The following is a 16,513-nucleotide window of genomic DNA, read 5'->3' on the forward strand; positions in this document are numbered from 1 at the left end:
GCTACAATCCGCGATCCCCACGCAATCGCCTTCCGCCGCATGCAGCTGATCGATATCGGCGCCAACCTCACCCACGACTCCTTCGACCGCGACCGCGAGGCGGTGCTGCAGCGCGCGCGCGACGCCGGCGTGGTCCAGATGGTCGTCACCGGCGCCAGCCGCGAGCATTCGCCGCTGGCCCTGCAACTGGCGCAACGCCATCCCGGGTTCCTGTTCGCCACCGCCGGCGTGCATCCGCACCACGCGGTGGAGTACACCGACGAGTGCGACGCCGAGATGCGCGCGCTGCACGCGCATCCGGAGGTGGTCGCGGTCGGCGAGTGCGGGCTGGACTACTTCCGCGACTTCGCGCCGCGCCCGGCGCAGCGCAAGGCGTTCGAGCGGCAGCTGCAGCTGGCCAGCGAGAACGGAAAGCCTCTGTTCCTGCACCAGCGCGACGCGCACGACGATTTCATCGCGATGATGCGTGGCTTCGATGGCCGCCTCGGCCCGGCGGTGGTGCATTGCTTCACCGGCGAGCGCCGCGAGCTGTTCGACTACCTCGACCGCGACTGGTACATCGGCATCACCGGCTGGCTGTGCGACGAGCGCCGCGGCGCGCACCTGCGCGAGCTGGTGAAGCACGTCCCGGCCGAGCGGCTGATGATCGAGACCGACGCGCCCTACCTGTTGCCGCGCACGCTCAAGCCGATGCCCAAGGACCGCCGCAACGAGCCGATGTTCCTGGCGCACATCGTCGAGGAACTGGCGCGCGACCGCGGCGAGGACGTGGCCCAGGTGGCCGCGGCGACCACGGCCACCGCGCGTGGATTCTTCCGGCTACCGCAAGCGCCTGCCGCCTAGGCGAAGACCTTGCGGGAGCCGCTTTCGTGGGAGCGGCTTCAGCCGCGATGAGGCTTTACCGCGTGCAGATCCCTCTGCAACAGCCTGCGCATCCCTGTGCAGGGGTTCAATGGGAAAGCCCCGTCGCGGCTGAAGCCGCTCCCGCAAAAAGGCTGCTCCCGCAGGATTCCATTGCCCGTCTAGGCCACCGAGCACAGCTCCCAGCCCTGCGCGTCGTACAGGCACAGCCCGGGCGGCGGGCCCTGCACGCGCACCCGTACGCCCTGCGCCCACGGCAGCCGCTTCTGTTCCGGGAACCAGCGGCGTTCGTGGTCGACCACGATCAGCAAGCCTTCGTGATCGCCGAGCGGCGCGAACACCGGCGTCGGTTCCTCCAGCGGCTGCATCCGGAAATGGTTGCCGACGCTGCGGGTCACCCCGGTGACGTTGGCGCTCGGCAGGCCGACCTCGCTGACGCACAGCAACTCGCTGCCGTGGAAGGGCCCATGCACCGGTGCCGGGGCCGGCAGGCGCTTGCGCGCGATCAGTTCCAGCACCGCGCAATCCGGGCCGGCGAAGTACACCGATTCCGAGTCCCAACCGCGCGCGAGCGGGAAACGCGAGGTGCCGCGCATGTCCTGCAGGATCGGCGCGCGCTCGCCGATCCAGCGGACGGCTTCCTCGAACCGGTCCGGCGCGACGTTGAACGCCAGGTGCGTGCAACCGACCACGCCCTGGGCGGGGACCAGTTCGATCTCGCTCCAGCCGATGCGCACGCGCGTGCCTTCCACCGGCAGCTGCAGCACGTCGCGATAGAACGCCGCGCTGGCGGCGGGGTCGTGGGTGGGCTGCTGCAGATAGACGATGCGCATCGGGCCAGTCCGGAGGAGAGGAGGGCCCTATTGCACGACCTCAACCTTGGTTGAGGTCAAGAGGCTTCCCGCGTCATCGACCGGGCGAGCCGGGTCAGGTGCTGCACCACCACGGTCTCGCGGCCGGGCAGCGAGGCCAGCGCCAGCCGCGCCAGCGGCACGTGGCCCTGGATGTCGATGTAGCGCACGCCCGGCAACTGCACGTGGGTCATCGCCTGCGGGACCACCGACACGCCCAGCTCGGCGGCGACCAGGTTGCAGATCGAGGCCATCTGCGGGGCCTCCTGGCTGACCTGGAGGGTGAAGCCGGCGAGCCGGCAGGCCTGCGCGATCTCGTCGTACAGGCTGGGGCCGAAGCTGCGCGGGAACAGGATGAACGGCTCGCCCGCCAGCGCCGACAGCGGCAGGCGCGCGCGCCCGGCCAGGCGGTGCGCCGCCGGCAGCGCGATCTTCATCGGCTCGTCGGGAAAGTGCAGCAAATTCAGGCCGACCGGGGTCAGGCTGCTGGGGCGGATGAAGGCGGCATCGAGCTGGCCGCTCTCCATCGCCTTGAGCAAGCCGACGGTGTTGGTTTCCAGCAGCACGATGGTCACCTGCGGCCAGGCGCGCTGGAAATGCCGGATCAGCTTGGGCACCACCGGGTTGAACGCCGCCGAGGCGGTGAAACCCAGGCGCAGTCGCCCGCGCTCGCCGCGCGCGGCGCGCTGCACCGATTCGACCGCGGCATCGACGTCGGCCAGCACCCGGCGCACGTCCAGCAGGAACGCCTCGCCGGCCTCGTTCAGCTCCGCGCCCTGGTGGGTACGGCGGAACAGCGGCGTGCCCAGTTCCTTCTCGAGCGCCTGGATCTGCTGGCTCAGCGGCGGCTGGGCGATCCCGACGCGGGCGGCGGCGCGGGTGAAATTGCCTTCCTCGGCGACGGCCAGGAAGTACCGGAGGTGGCGCAGTTCCATCCCAAGATGCCCGGGGTATGAGGACTGCGTGGATCATATATTGGACAGATTGTTTCAGGAGGAAAATAATTTCGCCGGCTGTTCCTTGTCCCCAGGGAGAAGGGCTCCTCATCCCAACTCCTCTCCCGGAGGGAGAGGGGCTTTGCCACCCCCTTCGATGCAGGCAGCACCCGCCACTCCTCCACGATCCGTCGCCCGTGAACACTTCCACCGCCCGTCCCGTGGACGCGGCCGCTCCCGCCCTGGCACGCATCCGCATCGCACTGTTCCTGGCCGGTTTCGCCACGTTCTCCCTGCTCTACAGCGTTCAGCCGCTGCTGCCCGAGTTCGCCCGCGAGTTCGGCGTGGATGCCGCCACCAGCTCGCTACCGCTGTCGCTGGCCACCGGTGCGCTGGCGCTGGCGATCTTCTGCGCCGGCGCAGTCTCGGAGAACCTGGGGCGGCGCGGGCTGATGTTCGTCTCGATCGCGTTGGCGGCATTGCTCAACCTGGCCGCGGCGCTGCTGCCGCATTGGGGCATGCTGGTGGCGGCGCGCACGCTCTCCGGCATCGCCCTCGGCGGCGTGCCGGCGGTGGCGATGGTGTACCTGGCCGAGGAGCTGCCGGCCGAGCGCCTGGGCGCGGCGACCGGCCTGTACGTGGCCGGCAACGCGTTCGGCGGCATGAGCGGGCGCATCGTGATGAGCGTGCTCACCGACCACCTGGGCTGGCGCGGCGCGCTGGCGGCGCTGAGCGTGCTCGACCTGCTGTGCGCGGTGGCGTTCGTGCTGCTGCTGCCGGCCTCGCGTCATTTCGTGCGCCGCCATGGCATCAATCTGCGCTACCACCTGCGCGCCTGGCATGGCCACCTGCGCGATCGCCACCTGCCGTGGCTGTTCTCGATCCCGTTCCTGCTGATGGGCGCTTTCGTCAGCGTCTACAACTATGCCGGGTTCCGGCTCGGCGGGCCGGAGTTCGGCCTCAGCCAGAGTCAGATCGGCCTGATCTTCAGCGCCTACGTGTTCGGCATCGTCAGCTCGTCGGTGGCGGGCTTCGCCTCGGACCGGTTCGGCCGCGGCCCGGTGGTCCTGTACGGCGTGCTCGCGTGCATCGCCGGCGTGCTGGCGACCCTGCTGCACTCGCTGGCGGGGGTGATCGGCGGCATCGTGCTGCTGACGATCGGCTTCTTCATCGCGCACTCGGCGGCGAGCGCGTGGGTGGGCCGCCTCGGCGGTGCGAACCGCAGCCACGCCGCTTCGCTCTACCTGCTGGCGTACTACATCGGGTCCAGCCTGATCGGCTCGGTCAGCGGCTGGTTCTGGCAGCATGGCGGCTGGGGCGCGCTGGTGGCGTTCCTGTCGCTGCTGCTCGCCCTCGCGCTGCTGGCCGCGCAGGTCCTGCGCCGCGGCGCCGACGACTCGCGGCCCTATGGCCGGTTCGGGCCGCACCCGCCGCGCGGGGAGTGAAGCGGCGACGCGCGGCGCTTGCATGGCGGGCGCGGCGCCGCCATGTTGGAAAACCATGAGCGCCTCGCCCGCCGACCTGCAGGATTTCATCGAACGCCACCGGCGCCTGTTCGTGCTGACCGGCGCCGGTTGCAGCACCGGCTCGGGCATTCCCGACTACCGCGACCGTCAGGGCGGCTGGAAGCGCCCGCAGCCGGTGACGTTCCAGGCCTTCATGGGCGAGGCGGCCACGCGCCGGCGCTACTGGGCGCGCAGCCTGCTGGGCTGGCCGCGCTTCGGGCTGGCACGGCCGAACGGCACGCACCACGCCCTGGCGGCGCTGGAGGCGCGCGGCCAGTTGGAAGTGCTGCTAACCCAGAACGTCGACGGCTTGCACCAGGCGGCCGGCAGCAGCGAGGTGATCGACCTGCACGGCCGCCTCGACACGGTGCGCTGCATGGATTGCGAGCAGCGCAGCCCGCGCGAAGCGCTGCAGGCGCGGTTGGCGGCCGCCAATCCCGGGTGGGAACAGTTGCAGGCGGGCATCGCGCCGGATGGCGACGCGGACCTGGACGGGGTGGATTTCGATGCGTTCGTGGTGCCGGCCTGCGAGCGCTGCGGCGGCCTGCTGAAGCCGGACGTCGTGTACTTCGGCGAGAACGTGCCGCGCGAGCGCGTGGCACGCGCCAACGAACACCTGGCGCGGACGGATGCGGTGCTCGTGGTCGGTTCCTCGCTGATGGTCTATTCCGGGTTCCGCTTCGTGCAGGCGGCGGCGCGCGCGGGATTGCCGGTCGCTGCGCTGAACCATGGGCGGACCCGCGCCGACGAACTGCTGGCGCTGAAGGTGGAGCACGATTGCGCGGGGGCGTTGGCGTTCTTGCTGGAGGGCGCGGCGGCGGCGTAGGGCGGCGGTGGGTGGTTTTCGTCGTGCCCGCCGTGGTCGTTCTCCGCGAGGCGCCGGCGACTTTGTCATCTCTTCGCTCTCGGCCACCCTCTGTCGTCGTCCCCGCGAAGGCGGGGACCCAGCGACTTCGACGTCATCTGTCCGGCCCGATCTGTCCGGCCCCTGCCATCCCATCGTCCTGCGTAATCCTCCACCCTCATTCCCGTGAGGGAAGCGCTTTCCAGCAGCCGAACGGCCGATCGTCCATGGACGTGCCTTGGGCCATCGGCAATAGCAACAAGGGCAACGGTCCGGGGCCTGGTCGTCCGGCACCGGAGGCGGAAGGTCGCGCGAGCGGCGTTCTACGCATGCCTCCCGTATGACGCAGTGATCCATCGCGGGCGGTTGTAAGCGGCATCTCCCCGGGGTGGAATGGCGGTTTCCCGGTCATCCGCAAGGTCGTCTCTTGAGCCAGTTGTTCTCGCCGCTATCGCTCGGTCCGCTCGAACTCGCCAATCGCATCGTGATCGCGCCGATGTGCCAGTACTCGGCCGAGGAGGGGCGGGCGAACGACTGGCACGCCCAGCATCTGGGTAACCTGTCGCAGTCCGGCGCGGGCTTGCTGATCCTGGAAGCCACCGCGGTGGAAGCGCGCGGGCGCATCAGCTGGGCCGACCTGGGCTTGTACGACGACGCCACCGAGGCGGCGCTGCAGCGGGTGCTTGAGAGCGTGCGGCGCTGGTCGCCGATGCCGATCGGCGTGCAGCTCGCGCACGCCGGGCGCAAGGCATCCACCGAGCGCCCGTGGGACGGCGGCGGGCCGATCGCGCCCGGCCACCCGCATGGCTGGCAGACCGTCGCGCCGTCCGCGCTCCCGTTCCATCCGGGCGCGCCGTCGCCGCACGAGCTGGACGCGGCCGGCATCGATGGCATCGTGCAGGCCTTCGTCGACGCCGCCCGCCGCGCCGAGCGCCTGGGCCTGGACCTGATCGAGCTGCATGCCGCGCACGGCTACCTGCTGCACCAGTTCCTGTCGCCGCTGAGCAACCGGCGCGACGACGAGTACGGCGGCTCGCTGGACAACCGCATGCGGCTGGCGCTGCGCGTGTTCGACGCGGTGCGCGCGGCGGTGCCGGACAGGATCGCGGTCGGCGTGCGCATCTCCGCGACCGACTGGGTGGACGGCGGCTGGGACCTGGCGCAGAGCATCGCGTTGGCCAAGGCGCTGGATGCGCACGGCGCGCACTTCATCCATGTGTCCAGCGGCGGCCTGGATCCGCGCCAGCAGATCGCGCTGGGCGCCGGCTACCAGGTGCCGTTCGCCGAAGCGATCAAGGCGCAGGTGCGCATGCCGGTGATCGCGGTCGGCTTGATCACCGACCCCATGCACGCCGAGGCGCTGCTGGCCGAAGGTCGCGCCGATGCGGTGGCGTTGGCGCGCGCCATCCTCTACGACCCGCGCTGGCCGTGGCATGCCGCCGCGACGCTCGGCGCGAAGGTACGCGCCCCGTCGCAGTACCTGCGGTGCGAGCCGCGCGAGGCGCGCGGCCTTTTCGACATGTGAGCGGCGGCGGGATCACGCGATGACATTGGGTTTTCTCGGTCTCGGCACGATGGGCCGGCCGATGGCGAGCAACCTGCTGCGCGCCGGTTTCGCGACGACGGTATGGAACCGCGGCCCGGCGCCCGCGCAGGCACTGGCCCGGGAGGGCGCGATCGCGGTGGACGCGCCGGCGCAGGCGGCGACCGGGCCGCTGCTGTTCTCGATGCTCGCCGACGACGCGGCCGTGCGCGAGACGCTGTTCGGGCGCGGCGTGCTCGACGCGCTGCCGGCCGGCAGCGTGCACGTGAACATGGCGACGATCTCGGTGGCGCTTGCGCGCGAGCTGCACGCGCTGCATGCCGAGCGCGGCGTCGCCTACGTGGCCGCACCGGTGCTGGGCCGCCCGGACGTGGCCGCCGCCGGCCGGCTCAACATCCTCGCCGCCGGCGACGAGCGGGCCATCGCGCGCGTGCAGCCGATGTTCGACGCGATGGGCCAGAAGACCTGGCGTTTCGGCGAGGCGCCCGAGCGCGCCAACGCGGTCAAGCTCGCCGCCAACTTCTGCCTGGCCAGCGCGATCGGCACAATGGCCGAAGCTTCCGCGCTGGTGCAGGGCCATGGAGTGGCGCGTGCCGATTTCCTGGAGATGCTGACCGGCACGCTGTTCTCGGCGCCTGCCTACCAGGGCTACGGGAAGCTGATCGCCGAGCGGCGCTACCGGCCGGCCGGTTTCAAGGCCACGCTCGGACGCAAGGACGTGGACCTAGCGCTGGCCGCCGCGCAGGCGCGCACGGTGCCGATGCCGCTGGCGGAGCTGCTGCGCGCCGCCTTGGACGACGCGATCGCGCACGGCGAGGGCGATGCCGACTGGGCGGTGCTGGCCGAGGTCGCCGCACGCCGCGCCGGGCAGGCCTGAGCGCAGCCGCGACGGTTTCGTCGGAAAGCGTCGACCGGCCGCGCCCGCGCCTTCGCTATCATTGGCCGGATGCGACCCGACTACATCCTCACCCTGTCCTGCCCCGACCGCACCGGCATCGTCTACCGCGTCAGCGGGCTGCTGTTCGAACTGGACTGCAACATCCTCGACGCGCAGCAGTTCGGCGACGAGGAAAGCGGGCGCTTCTTCCTGCGGGTGCATTTCGACATGGCCGACGGCGTGTCGGTGGCGCGGCTGCGCGAGCGCTTCGCCGCGCTCGCGGCCGATTACGCGATGGACTGGCAGGTGCACGACGCGCGCCGGCGCGCACGCCTGCTGGTACTGGTCAGCAAGCAGGGCCATTGCCTCAACGATCTGCTGTTCCGCGCGCACAGCCGGCAGCTGAAGGTGGACATCGCCGCGGTCGCATCCAACCATGCCGACTTCGCGGGGTTGAGCGCGTCCTACGGCGTGCCGTTCCACCACCTGCCGGTCAGCGCCGAGAACCGCGCGCAGCAGGAGCAGCAGATCATCGACCTGGTCGAGCGCGAAAGGATCGACCTGGTGGTGCTGGCCCGCTACATGCAGATCCTCTCGCCGCGGCTGTGCGAGGCGCTGGCCGGGCGCGCGATCAACATCCACCACAGCTTCCTGCCCAGCTTCAAGGGCGCGCAGCCGTACCACCAGGCGCACGCGCGCGGGGTCAAGATCATCGGCGCCACCGCGCACTACGTGACGCCGGACCTGGACGAAGGCCCGATCATCGAGCAGGACGTGGCGCACGTGAACCATGCGATGACGCCGCGCGACCTGGTGCGGGTGGGCAGCGACACCGAGTCGCTGGTGCTGGCGCGCGCGGTGCGCCGCCACGTCGAGCACCGCATCCTGCTCAACGGGCACCGCACGGTGGTGTTCCGCTGAAACCGGCGACCCTTGGCGCTCGACAGGGCACCGCTGCGCGACCATGCCGGCCATCGCACCAGGCTAGGGAATGGACATGGGCGCCTTCAGCATCATTCACTGGACCATCCTGCTTGGGATCGGGTTGCTGGCGGCGGCCGGGACCGGCCTGCTGGTCTGGATGATCCCGAGAATGATTAATCGCCCCGGCGCAAGCGGATCGGCGCCTCCCAGCGATTGACAGCCGCTGGGCGGGCGGTGCGCTCCACGCACGGGCTGGCCCGCGCCGCGACGTCCTTATGCGATGGCGACGCCGGCGCTCTGCAACGCCGCGCGCGTCGGTGCGTCGCCGGCCGGGGTGACCGGTCGGGTCAGCTCCCACAGGAAGCGCACGCGGAAACCGGCGGCGACCGCGTCCTGCGCGGTCCACAGCACGCAGTAGTCGCGGGCCAATCCGCACACGTGCACCTCGGCGATGCCGCGTTCGCGCAGCCAGCCGGCCAGCCCGGTGGCCGGGCGCGTCCCGTCCGGACCGTGGTTCTCGCGGAACGCGCTGTAGGAATCGACCTGCTCGCGCGTGCCCTTGCGCAGGATCAGGTCGGCGACGGTCCAGTCCACGCGCCGGTCCAGCGCGGCGCCCTGCGTGCCCTGCACGCAGTGGTCCGGCCACAGCGTCTGCGGATGGCCATGCAGTTCGACGACCTCGAACGGCTCGGCACCCGGATACTGGCTGGCGAAGGAGGCGTGCGTGGGCGGGTGCCAGTCTTGGGTCGCGACCACGGTGGCATAGCGGCGCGCCGACAGCAGGCGGGCGATGCCGGGCACGATCGCGTCGCCCTCGTGGCAGGGCAGCGCGCCGCCGGGCATGAAGTCCGGCTGCAGGTCGACCACGACCAGCGCGGTATCGGCGGGGTAGGCGGACATGGGGCGGCATCCACGGGGAGCGGGACGCCAGTCTAGTGCGTGCCGCACCGGGAGATGGGCTTTCCATCGGCAGCCGGCCCGCGGCCTCCGCCGGCGTCAGGAGGGGCGCCGCCGGCCTTCACCGCGCATGTCCGCCCCGGCGCGGATCATCCGGGCAGTGCCGGGAGAGGAGGAGCGGACCATGATCGCTGTTTCCGACGTCGCGATACGGCTGCTGCTGGCAGCGTTGCTGGGTGCGGTGATCGGCATCGACCGCGGGCGCCTGGAATGGGCGGCGGGCCTGCGCACGCACATGCTGGTCTGCGTGGGCGCCGCGCTGGCGATGATCGTCTCGGCCTACGGCTTTTCCGACATCCTGCGCCATCCGCAGGTGATCCTGGATCCTTCCCGCATCGCCGCGCAGGTGATCTCCGGGGTGAGCTTCATCGGCGCGGGCACCATCCTGTTCCTGCAGCGCGAGCGCGTGGTGCGCGGCCTGACCACCGCGGCCGGGCTGTGGGCCGTGGCTGCGATCGGGTTGGCCGCGGGCAGCGGATTGTATGCGGCGGCGATCATGGCGACGGCGTTGATGTGGACGATCCTCGCGCTGCTCAAGCCGCTGGAGCGGCGGTATCTCAACCGGCATGGCCGCATGAACCTGCAGGTGACGCTGCGGCACGGGACGCCGCTGGCCGGCGTGGAGGACGCGATGGCGCAACTAGAGCTGCCGCTCCGGCGCATCGTGCTGCGGCGCCATGCCGACGGCGAGGACACCCTCGAGATCCGCTGCGCGCCGGACATCGGCCAGGCGCGGTTGCTGGAAGCGGCCGGCCGGCTCGCCGGCCTCGAGGGCGTGGTCGCCGTGGCGACCCCCGATTCCATGCACGAGGCCAAGGAGGACCGCCGGCCGGAGTGAAGCCGCCCCTCCGCGGAGGGGCGGGTCCTTCAGGCTGCCTGCGCGAGGTCCTCGCGCAGCCGGTGGGCGGCCGCGACCATCGCCCGCAACGCCGCCTCGGTCTCGGCCCAGCCACGGGTCTTCAGCCCGCAGTCCGGATTGACCCACAGCTGCTCCGGCGCGAGCACCGCGCGCGCCTTGCGCAGCAGCTCCACCATCTCCCCGGTCGAGGGGATGCGCGGGCTGTGGATGTCGTACACGCCCGGCCCGATCGCGTTGGGATAGCGGAACCTCACGAAGGCGTCGAGCAGTTCCATGCGCGAGCGCGAGGTCTCGATCGAGATCACGTCGGCATCCATCGCCGCCACCGCCTCGATGATGTCGTTGAATTCCGAATAGCACATGTGGGTGTGGATCTGGGTGGCGTCGCGCACGCCCGAGGCCGCGATGCGGAAGGCTTCCACCGCCCACCCGAGATAGGCGTCCCGGTCGGCGCGGCGCAGCGGCAGGCCTTCGCGGATCGCCGGCTCGTCGATCTGGATGAGCCCGATTCCGGCCGCTTCCAGATCGCGCACTTCGTCGCGCAACGCCAGCGCGATCTGCCGGCAGGTCCTGGCGCGTTCCTGGTCGTCGCGCACGAACGACCATTGCAGCATCGTGACCGGTCCGGTCAGCATGCCTTTCATCGGCCGGTCGGTCAGCGACTGCGCGTATGCCGACCAATGCACCGTCATCGGGGCCGGCCGCGCCACGTCGCCGTAGATGATGGGCGGCTTGACGCAGCGCGAGCCGTAGCTCTGCACCCAGCCGAGCTTGGTGAAGGCGAAGCCGTCGAGCTGCTCGCCGAAGTACTCGACCATGTCGTTGCGCTCGAATTCCCCGTGCACCAGCACGTCCAGCCCGATCCGTTCCTGCACGCGCACGCAGCGCTCGGTGTGCTCGCGCAGGAAGGCCTCGTATTCCGCGGCGCCGAGCCGCCCGGACTTGAAGCGCGCCCGCGCCTCGCGCACTTCCCGGGTCTGCGGGAACGAGCCGATCGTGGTGGTCGGATAGTCGGGCAGCCGCAAGGCCTGCTGCTGGGCGAGCATGCGTTGCGGATAAGGGCTGGCGCGCCGTGCCGCCTCCGGGCCCAGCGCCGCCAGCCGGCGTTCCACCTCGGGCCGGTGCACGCGCGGCGAACGGCGGCGCGATTCCAGCGCCTGGCGCGCCTGCGCCAGCCTGGCCTCCGCCGACGGACGGCCATCGAGCGCGTCGGCCAACGTGCGCAGTTCGCCGAGCTTCTGCCTGGCGAACGCGAGCCAGCTGCGCAGTTCGGCATCCAGCGCCTTTTCCTGGTCGAGGTCCACCGGCACGTGCAACAGCGAGCACGATGGCGCCAGCCACAGCTTGTCCGCAGCGACATGGCCCCGTGCATAGCGCGCCAGGGTGAGCGCGTTGTCCAACGCCGCGCGCCATACGTTGCGCCCGTCGACCAGCCCGGCCGAGAGCGTGCGTCCGGCCGGCAGGAGCCTGAGGACGGCATCGAGCTGTTCAGTGCCGCGCACCAGGTCCAGGTGCAGGCCGTCGACCGGCAGGGCGGCGGCCACTTCGAGGTTGCCGCCGAGCGGGCCGAAGTAGCTCGCCAGCAGCAGCTGCGGACGCGGCCCCGACGCGAGCGCGGCATAGGCGTCGCGCAACGCCTGCTGCCAGCGGGCGTCGAGATCGAGCGCCAGCACCGGCTCGTCCAGCTGCACCCAGTCGGCGCCGGCGGCCTGCAGGCGCGCGAGCAATTCGGCGTAGGCCGGCAGCAGGCGCGGCAGCAACGCAAGCCGGTCGCTGCCGTCCACGGTCTTGGACAGCCAGAGGAACGTCACCGGTCCCGGCAGCACCGGGCGGGTGCGGATACCCAGCGCCAGCGCTTCCCGGAACTCGGCGACGGGCTTGTCGCCGCGCAGCCGGAACGCCTGGCCGGCGTGCAGTTCCGGCACCAGGTAGTGGTAGTTGGTGTCGAACCACTTGGTCATTTCCAGCGCGTGCAGGTCGATGCCGTCGCGCTGCACGCCGCGCGCCATCGCGAAGTAGCCGGCCAGCGGATCGGCGTCGGCCAGGGCGCGGTAGCGCTCGGGGATGGCGTCGAACAGCACCGCGGTGTCGAGCACGTGGTCGTACAGGCTGAAGTCGTTGCTCGGCGGCACGTCGACGCCGGCCTCGACCTGCAGCCGCCAGTGCCGCGCGCGCAACTCGCGCGCGCTGTCCTGCAATTGCGCGGCGCTGGCTTGGCCTTGCCAGTGGCTTTCCAGCGCGCGCTTGAGCTCGCGCCGCGCGCCGATGCGCGGGAAGCCCAGGTTGGTGACGATCGTCATGGTGTTTTCCTCATTGCGGTCTTGGGCATTGAGGAACGAAGGAACCGCGCACCGTGCTTCCCTGCACGCCGCGCCAGCGACCTCCGCCCCCGCGGGCGAACCGACGCCTGCGGGCACGACGGACGACGTCCGCCACGGGGCGCACGCACGTCCGGCCGCTCCCCGCGGAGCGCCAGGTCGAAACGGAGGACGCTCGTGTCCCCCGGCCCAGGCCGGTATTCGGGCTGATGGACGGGCCGTGCATGGCACGGGGGCCTACTGTCCGCCGCTTCCCAGGCCCATGCAGGCGCCCAGTGCTGTTGGCGGGGGTCGTTTCCATTCACCGCTGCGGGGCAGCTCCGGAATGGCGGCAAGGCCGCTTCACCGGATTCCCGTTTAAATGCATCGCTTCATCCGAATGAAGCGATGCATACCTCGGCGGCGCACATGGTGGCGGCAGGACGACGGCGCGTCAAGCGCGCCCGCTTGGGCAGGTTATGGGAGGAAACGGACGAAAGCGGGCGTGCGGGATATCCGGTCCGAGGGGCCGCTTCGCATCGGGCAGGGGTTCTCGGAAACAGTGAACGAACCACGCCGGTGGTCGTCGATGCCCGCACCAGCGACCTGGATGGCGCTACGTGGCGCCGGGCCTCGGCCTCAGCGTCGCGAGGATCGAATCCCAGATCTCCAGCATCTCCTCGTCGGAAGCCGGGGAGGCCGCGGTTTCGCCCGACGTGCTCAGTTCGAGCGACATGAAAGGAAACGCGAGCGAGTTCGCTCGTCCCTGGGTCTCCCACAGGAAGTGGTAGCTGCGCCGTCCGCCGTCATCGCCGCGCACCAGCAGTTCCTGTCCCTTCAGCGGCCCGATGTTCCGCTCGCCGCGACGCAACGTCTTCATCCGCGCCACGGCGCCCTCGAACCCGGGCGGGACGTTCGATGCGCGCTTCAGCAGGTCCATGTCCGGCTTGCCGGTGACGTAGGACATCAGCTTGATCGAAACGCCGGGGTATCGTTTCAGCCCGATGCCGGCGGTGAACTCCTCCTGGTTGAGTTCACGGTCCGCGATGAACCCGCGGTCGAAGCAGAACCCCGCCTCGTCCGGGATCTCCTCGTTCGCGCGATAGCGCAGCGTCCGCGTCAGGAGCTCCTGGCCGAACGCCTGCGCATCCGCGCGCGCCTGCGGCGTGGCATCGCCATCGCCTTCGAAAACGTAGAGCACCTGCTCGCCGCGGAAGTAGGCGACGTCCTGGTACCGGTACAGCCCGCGGCTGTTCGGGCTCGCCCAGGACACGTACATCCGCCGCCCGGGCGCGAACTCCACCCGGTCGACCAGCATCCCGCCGCCATGCCCGTGGCGGCTGCCCTCCAGCTCCGCTTCTCGGGCAGCCATCCTCCGGTCGAACTCTTGCTGGGTGACGCCGGGAAACGACGCGATCGTGCCGTCCGCGAACTTGTAGCGGGAGCGCAGGCTCGCGTCTGCCGGCAGGTCGACGAGGTAGCGGCCAAGGCAGTGCGTCTTCTTCCCCTGTTCACTCTGCTTCATGCGATCTCCTCCGCCATAGTCCGTTGCGATCACGCAGCCGCTCAACACCAAGGCCAGGAGGGCGAACACGTTGGCTCGCTTCGATTGGGTTCTCATGCCCAGTCGGCCTCCTTGGCAATCCTGACGATCCCATACAGGGTCGCCCACTGTGCCCGCACGTCGTTGTAGGCGGACTGGTGCTCATATCCCTTGTCCTTTCCATTGCCGTTCTTCCTGACGTATGCACCTATGCCTTGGTCGCCTTGCCTGAAGATCGCCTCCACCCCCGCGTCTCCGGGAGCGCCGCCGGACTCGCTCGGCACCGTGCCGTCCCCGGCCCCGATGGGATCGGCGAATTCCAGCCTTATGCTTCCTGCGCCGCCCGTGACCGTAAGACGCCCGTTTCCGTCGTCGTTCTCCACTTGAAGTTCGTCGGGCAGCCCGGACAAGCGGCCTTGCCATCGCGTTTCCGACCAGGTCTTGCTTCGCGTATCCGCGCCGTAGTGGCAGAAGGCGGGTTTGGCATACTTCATCGAGAATTGCCTGTGAAACGCCTGGACATCATCGATCTTGGCATCGAATGCAGTAAAGCTGCTCCTGCTCCCGCCGATGGACTTGATCTTCTGCGTGTTCGAAACCAGCTTCCCTGGCTCGATGAGGTCCTCGTTGTGCTTCGGGATGAGGCCATACCAGGCCCTGTTCTTGTAGATCTCTTGATAAGGATCCCCCGATGCCGGCAATGCGCATCCCGGCATCGATTCGGCGTCGTCGCCGAGCTTCAACCATGCACGCCCGCCTGCATAGTCGAACGTGGGGGTCAACTCCAGTGCGCCGGGGGCATTGGCGGCGACAGCCACGACTTCGGCCGCGTCCCGCCCGAGGATCACGCTCTCGATACCTTCGTACCCGCAACGGACGTGGTGATAGAAGGCCGGTGCGCCCGTGGCGGGCATGGCGCCGTGCACGACACCGAGAACCTTGTCGAAGCCATGGATCTCGGTCAGGGCGCGCGCCACGAATCCCCCCATGGAGTGGGTAACGAGGATGACCTTCATCTTTGCGCGCTGGTCTTCGGGATAGCTCGCGAGGATCTTGTCTTCGATATAGGCCTTGATGTCAGCTGCCGACTGTATGTTCGACTGCAACCAGTTGTAGCCCCCGGCCCACACTTCGTAACGATACCGGGCCGCTTGCTTCAACTCGTCTTCGGAGAGCTTCGGGTTGCCGTGTTGCTCCCCATAGTCGGAGGGTTCGCGCTGTCCTTCGGCATCCCACCATTCCATGGCTTCGCAGGCTTTCAGAATGTTATTAAGACGAAGCTCCATCTGGGCCATGATCGGGTTGTAGGCCGACCTCATGACGCTTCCCCAGCCGCGCTGGCGGGCAAGTTCCTCGTTGATCGTATCCTCGGCGTCGATCGAGCCACTTGGGTCGACCTCGACGTTCGTCGGGTCCAACTGTCGCTTGCGGGTGGCAGGCCCTTTGAACCAGAAGGCGAAGAGCTGGGCCAACGCGTCCAGAATGGATCCGACGCCGTCCATGTTCGGCGGGCGCCACACGGAGTTTCCGCTGTCCAGCGCCTTGAGATTGGTACCCATGATGCCGGGCAGGAACACGATCGGGATGACCGCGGCGGGTGGCATCAAGCACACCTTGTCGCGCGTGTCCTGGCTCGGGGTCAAGCGAGGCCTCGCGATCGGCCGGCCTTGTTCGTCCCTGTCCGATGCGTCGATGATGTGGTCGTTGCCGTTCTGGGTCATCGGATATCCGTTCATGCCTTGCCGATGATCTTGATCGCGATGTCTTCCGGACCCAGGCCTTTCTGTACCGGAAGTCGCCCTTCGCCATCCGTCACCAACTGCAGTCGCGCGCCATCCGCGCGCGTCAGTTCGACGCGCATGTTCCGCAGAGGTTCGTTGGTTGCGCGATGTCGCAGGATGTAAGGATCGTCGAATTTTGCCTGGGGCCACTCGTTCATTTCGCGGCTCAAGTGCGTAGCGCCCAGGAACGACTTCTTGGCGGCATGCACGGTGATCTTGCCCGGGCAGGCGATGCTGATGTTGCCGCCCTCGATCGTCACGCTCGCCCCGCCCGCCGTCGCCAACCGCACCCGCTTGCCCGCCGCCAGTTCCACCGCCGCGTTCGCGCTGACGACCTTCAGCCCCTGCCGCGCCTGCAGCCGCACCTCGTCGTTCTGCGCCTGCAACTCCAGCTCGCCCTCGCCGCTGACCACGCTCAGGGTGTGGCCCTGCGTGTTGCCGCCTTCCACCGCCGCCGCCAGCACCCCGATCGCCTGGCCCGCGTGCAGCCGCGCATCGCCGGCCACCGCCACCTCGCTGCCTCGCCCGCTCGCCAGCGTCAGCGTCTCCCCCGCGCTCCAGTGCAGCGCCTGGCCCGCCACCAGCCCGATCCCGGCCGGGGCCGCCAAGCCCAGCAGCGGATCGCCCGTGTGCGGCACCCGGTCCGCCCCGGGGCTGGCGCTGCGCTCGTGCGCCGCCCCTTCGGCCTCGCCGTAGGCCGTGCCCGGCACCGTCGTCGACACGCTCGTCAGCGTCG

15 protein-coding genes and 1 riboswitch are annotated in these 16,513 nt (G+C 69.9%); of the genes, 8 read left to right on the plus strand and 7 right to left on the minus strand.

Features of this window, described 5'->3' with window-relative positions:
- Positions 1–39: 39 nt before the first annotated feature.
- Positions 40–843: a TatD family hydrolase gene (locus FD678_RS14805; RefSeq protein WP_140725219.1), complete on the plus strand. Its 804-nt coding sequence runs from the start codon at positions 40–42 to the stop codon at positions 841–843.
- A 179-nt stretch (positions 844–1,022) separates the two neighbouring features.
- Here FD678_RS14805 and FD678_RS14810 read toward each other — a convergent pair whose 3' ends face one another.
- Together FD678_RS14810 and FD678_RS14815 are read right to left on the minus strand one after the other, a co-directional pair.
- Positions 1,023–1,694 carry a VOC family protein gene (locus FD678_RS14810; protein WP_140725222.1) on the minus strand — a complete coding sequence of 224 codons (672 nt, stop codon included), beginning with the start codon at positions 1,692–1,694 and terminating at the stop codon, positions 1,023–1,025.
- A 56-nt stretch (positions 1,695–1,750) separates the two neighbouring features.
- Complete coding sequence (locus tag FD678_RS14815) at positions 1,751–2,647, minus strand: LysR family transcriptional regulator (protein WP_140725225.1); 897 nt, start codon at positions 2,645–2,647, stop codon at positions 1,751–1,753.
- A gap of 197 nt (positions 2,648–2,844) precedes the next feature.
- On the opposite strand from FD678_RS14815, the gene FD678_RS14820 reads away from it, so the two are divergent.
- From FD678_RS14820 to FD678_RS20260, 6 genes are all read left to right on the plus strand, one after another.
- Positions 2,845–4,092, plus strand: a complete 1,248-nt coding sequence (locus FD678_RS14820; RefSeq protein WP_177497819.1) for an MFS transporter — start codon at positions 2,845–2,847, stop codon at positions 4,090–4,092.
- Positions 4,093–4,147: 55 nt separating this feature from the next.
- Positions 4,148–4,978 (plus strand): NAD-dependent protein deacetylase, encoded by an 831-nt coding sequence (locus FD678_RS14825; RefSeq protein WP_140725236.1) that lies wholly within the window; start codon positions 4,148–4,150, stop codon positions 4,976–4,978.
- Between the two features lie 445 nt (positions 4,979–5,423).
- On the plus strand, positions 5,424–6,521 hold the full coding sequence (locus FD678_RS14830; protein ID WP_140725238.1) for an NADH:flavin oxidoreductase/NADH oxidase: 1,098 nt from the start codon (positions 5,424–5,426) through the stop codon (positions 6,519–6,521).
- A gap of 19 nt (positions 6,522–6,540) precedes the next feature.
- A complete protein-coding gene (locus FD678_RS14835; protein ID WP_140725240.1) occupies positions 6,541–7,416 on the plus strand; it encodes an NAD(P)-dependent oxidoreductase in 876 nt (291 codons plus the stop codon).
- 69 nt (positions 7,417–7,485) lie between these two features.
- Positions 7,486–8,337, plus strand: a complete 852-nt coding sequence (purU, locus tag FD678_RS14840) for a formyltetrahydrofolate deformylase (RefSeq protein WP_140725242.1) — start codon at positions 7,486–7,488, stop codon at positions 8,335–8,337.
- 76 nt (positions 8,338–8,413) lie between these two features.
- Positions 8,414–8,557 carry a hypothetical protein gene (locus FD678_RS20260; RefSeq protein WP_177497821.1) on the plus strand — a complete coding sequence of 48 codons (144 nt, stop codon included), beginning with the start codon at positions 8,414–8,416 and terminating at the stop codon, positions 8,555–8,557.
- Between the two features lie 56 nt (positions 8,558–8,613).
- Here the strand turns inward: FD678_RS20260 and pncA are convergent, their stop codons facing one another.
- The gene (gene pncA, locus FD678_RS14845) at positions 8,614–9,240 is read right to left on the minus strand and encodes a bifunctional nicotinamidase/pyrazinamidase (RefSeq protein WP_140725244.1); all 627 of its coding nucleotides are present in this window, start codon (positions 9,238–9,240) and stop codon (positions 8,614–8,616) included.
- A 181-nt stretch (positions 9,241–9,421) separates the two neighbouring features.
- Between pncA and FD678_RS14850 the strand changes: the two genes are divergently transcribed.
- Positions 9,422–10,135: an MgtC/SapB family protein gene (locus FD678_RS14850; protein ID WP_140725246.1), complete on the plus strand. Its 714-nt coding sequence runs from the start codon at positions 9,422–9,424 to the stop codon at positions 10,133–10,135.
- Positions 10,136–10,164: 29 nt separating this feature from the next.
- On the opposite strand, the gene metE is transcribed toward FD678_RS14850, so the two are convergent.
- From metE to FD678_RS14870, 4 genes are all read right to left on the minus strand, one after another.
- Positions 10,165–12,456 carry a 5-methyltetrahydropteroyltriglutamate--homocysteine S-methyltransferase gene (gene metE / locus FD678_RS14855; protein ID WP_140725248.1) on the minus strand — a complete coding sequence of 764 codons (2,292 nt, stop codon included), beginning with the start codon at positions 12,454–12,456 and terminating at the stop codon, positions 10,165–10,167.
- 193 nt (positions 12,457–12,649) lie between these two features.
- A riboswitch (cobalamin riboswitch) is annotated at positions 12,650–12,888 on the minus strand.
- A 181-nt stretch (positions 12,889–13,069) separates the two neighbouring features.
- Positions 13,070–14,074 (minus strand): T6SS immunity protein Tli4 family protein, encoded by a 1,005-nt coding sequence (locus FD678_RS14860; protein ID WP_140725252.1) that lies wholly within the window; start codon positions 14,072–14,074, stop codon positions 13,070–13,072.
- Positions 14,071–15,717, minus strand: coding sequence for an esterase/lipase family protein (locus FD678_RS14865; RefSeq protein ID WP_140725255.1), 1,647 nt, complete (start codon positions 15,715–15,717; stop codon positions 14,071–14,073). The genes FD678_RS14860 and FD678_RS14865 overlap by 4 nt, the downstream gene beginning before the upstream one ends.
- Before the next feature lie 11 nt (positions 15,718–15,728).
- On the minus strand, positions 15,729–16,513 hold a 785-nt coding region (locus FD678_RS14870), incomplete at its 5' end, for a DUF2345 domain-containing protein (protein ID WP_140725258.1).

This window comes from Pseudomonas sp. Hp2 (assembly GCF_006386585.1).
Lineage (GTDB): Bacteria > Pseudomonadota > Gammaproteobacteria > Xanthomonadales > Xanthomonadaceae > Pseudomonas_S > Pseudomonas_S boreopolis.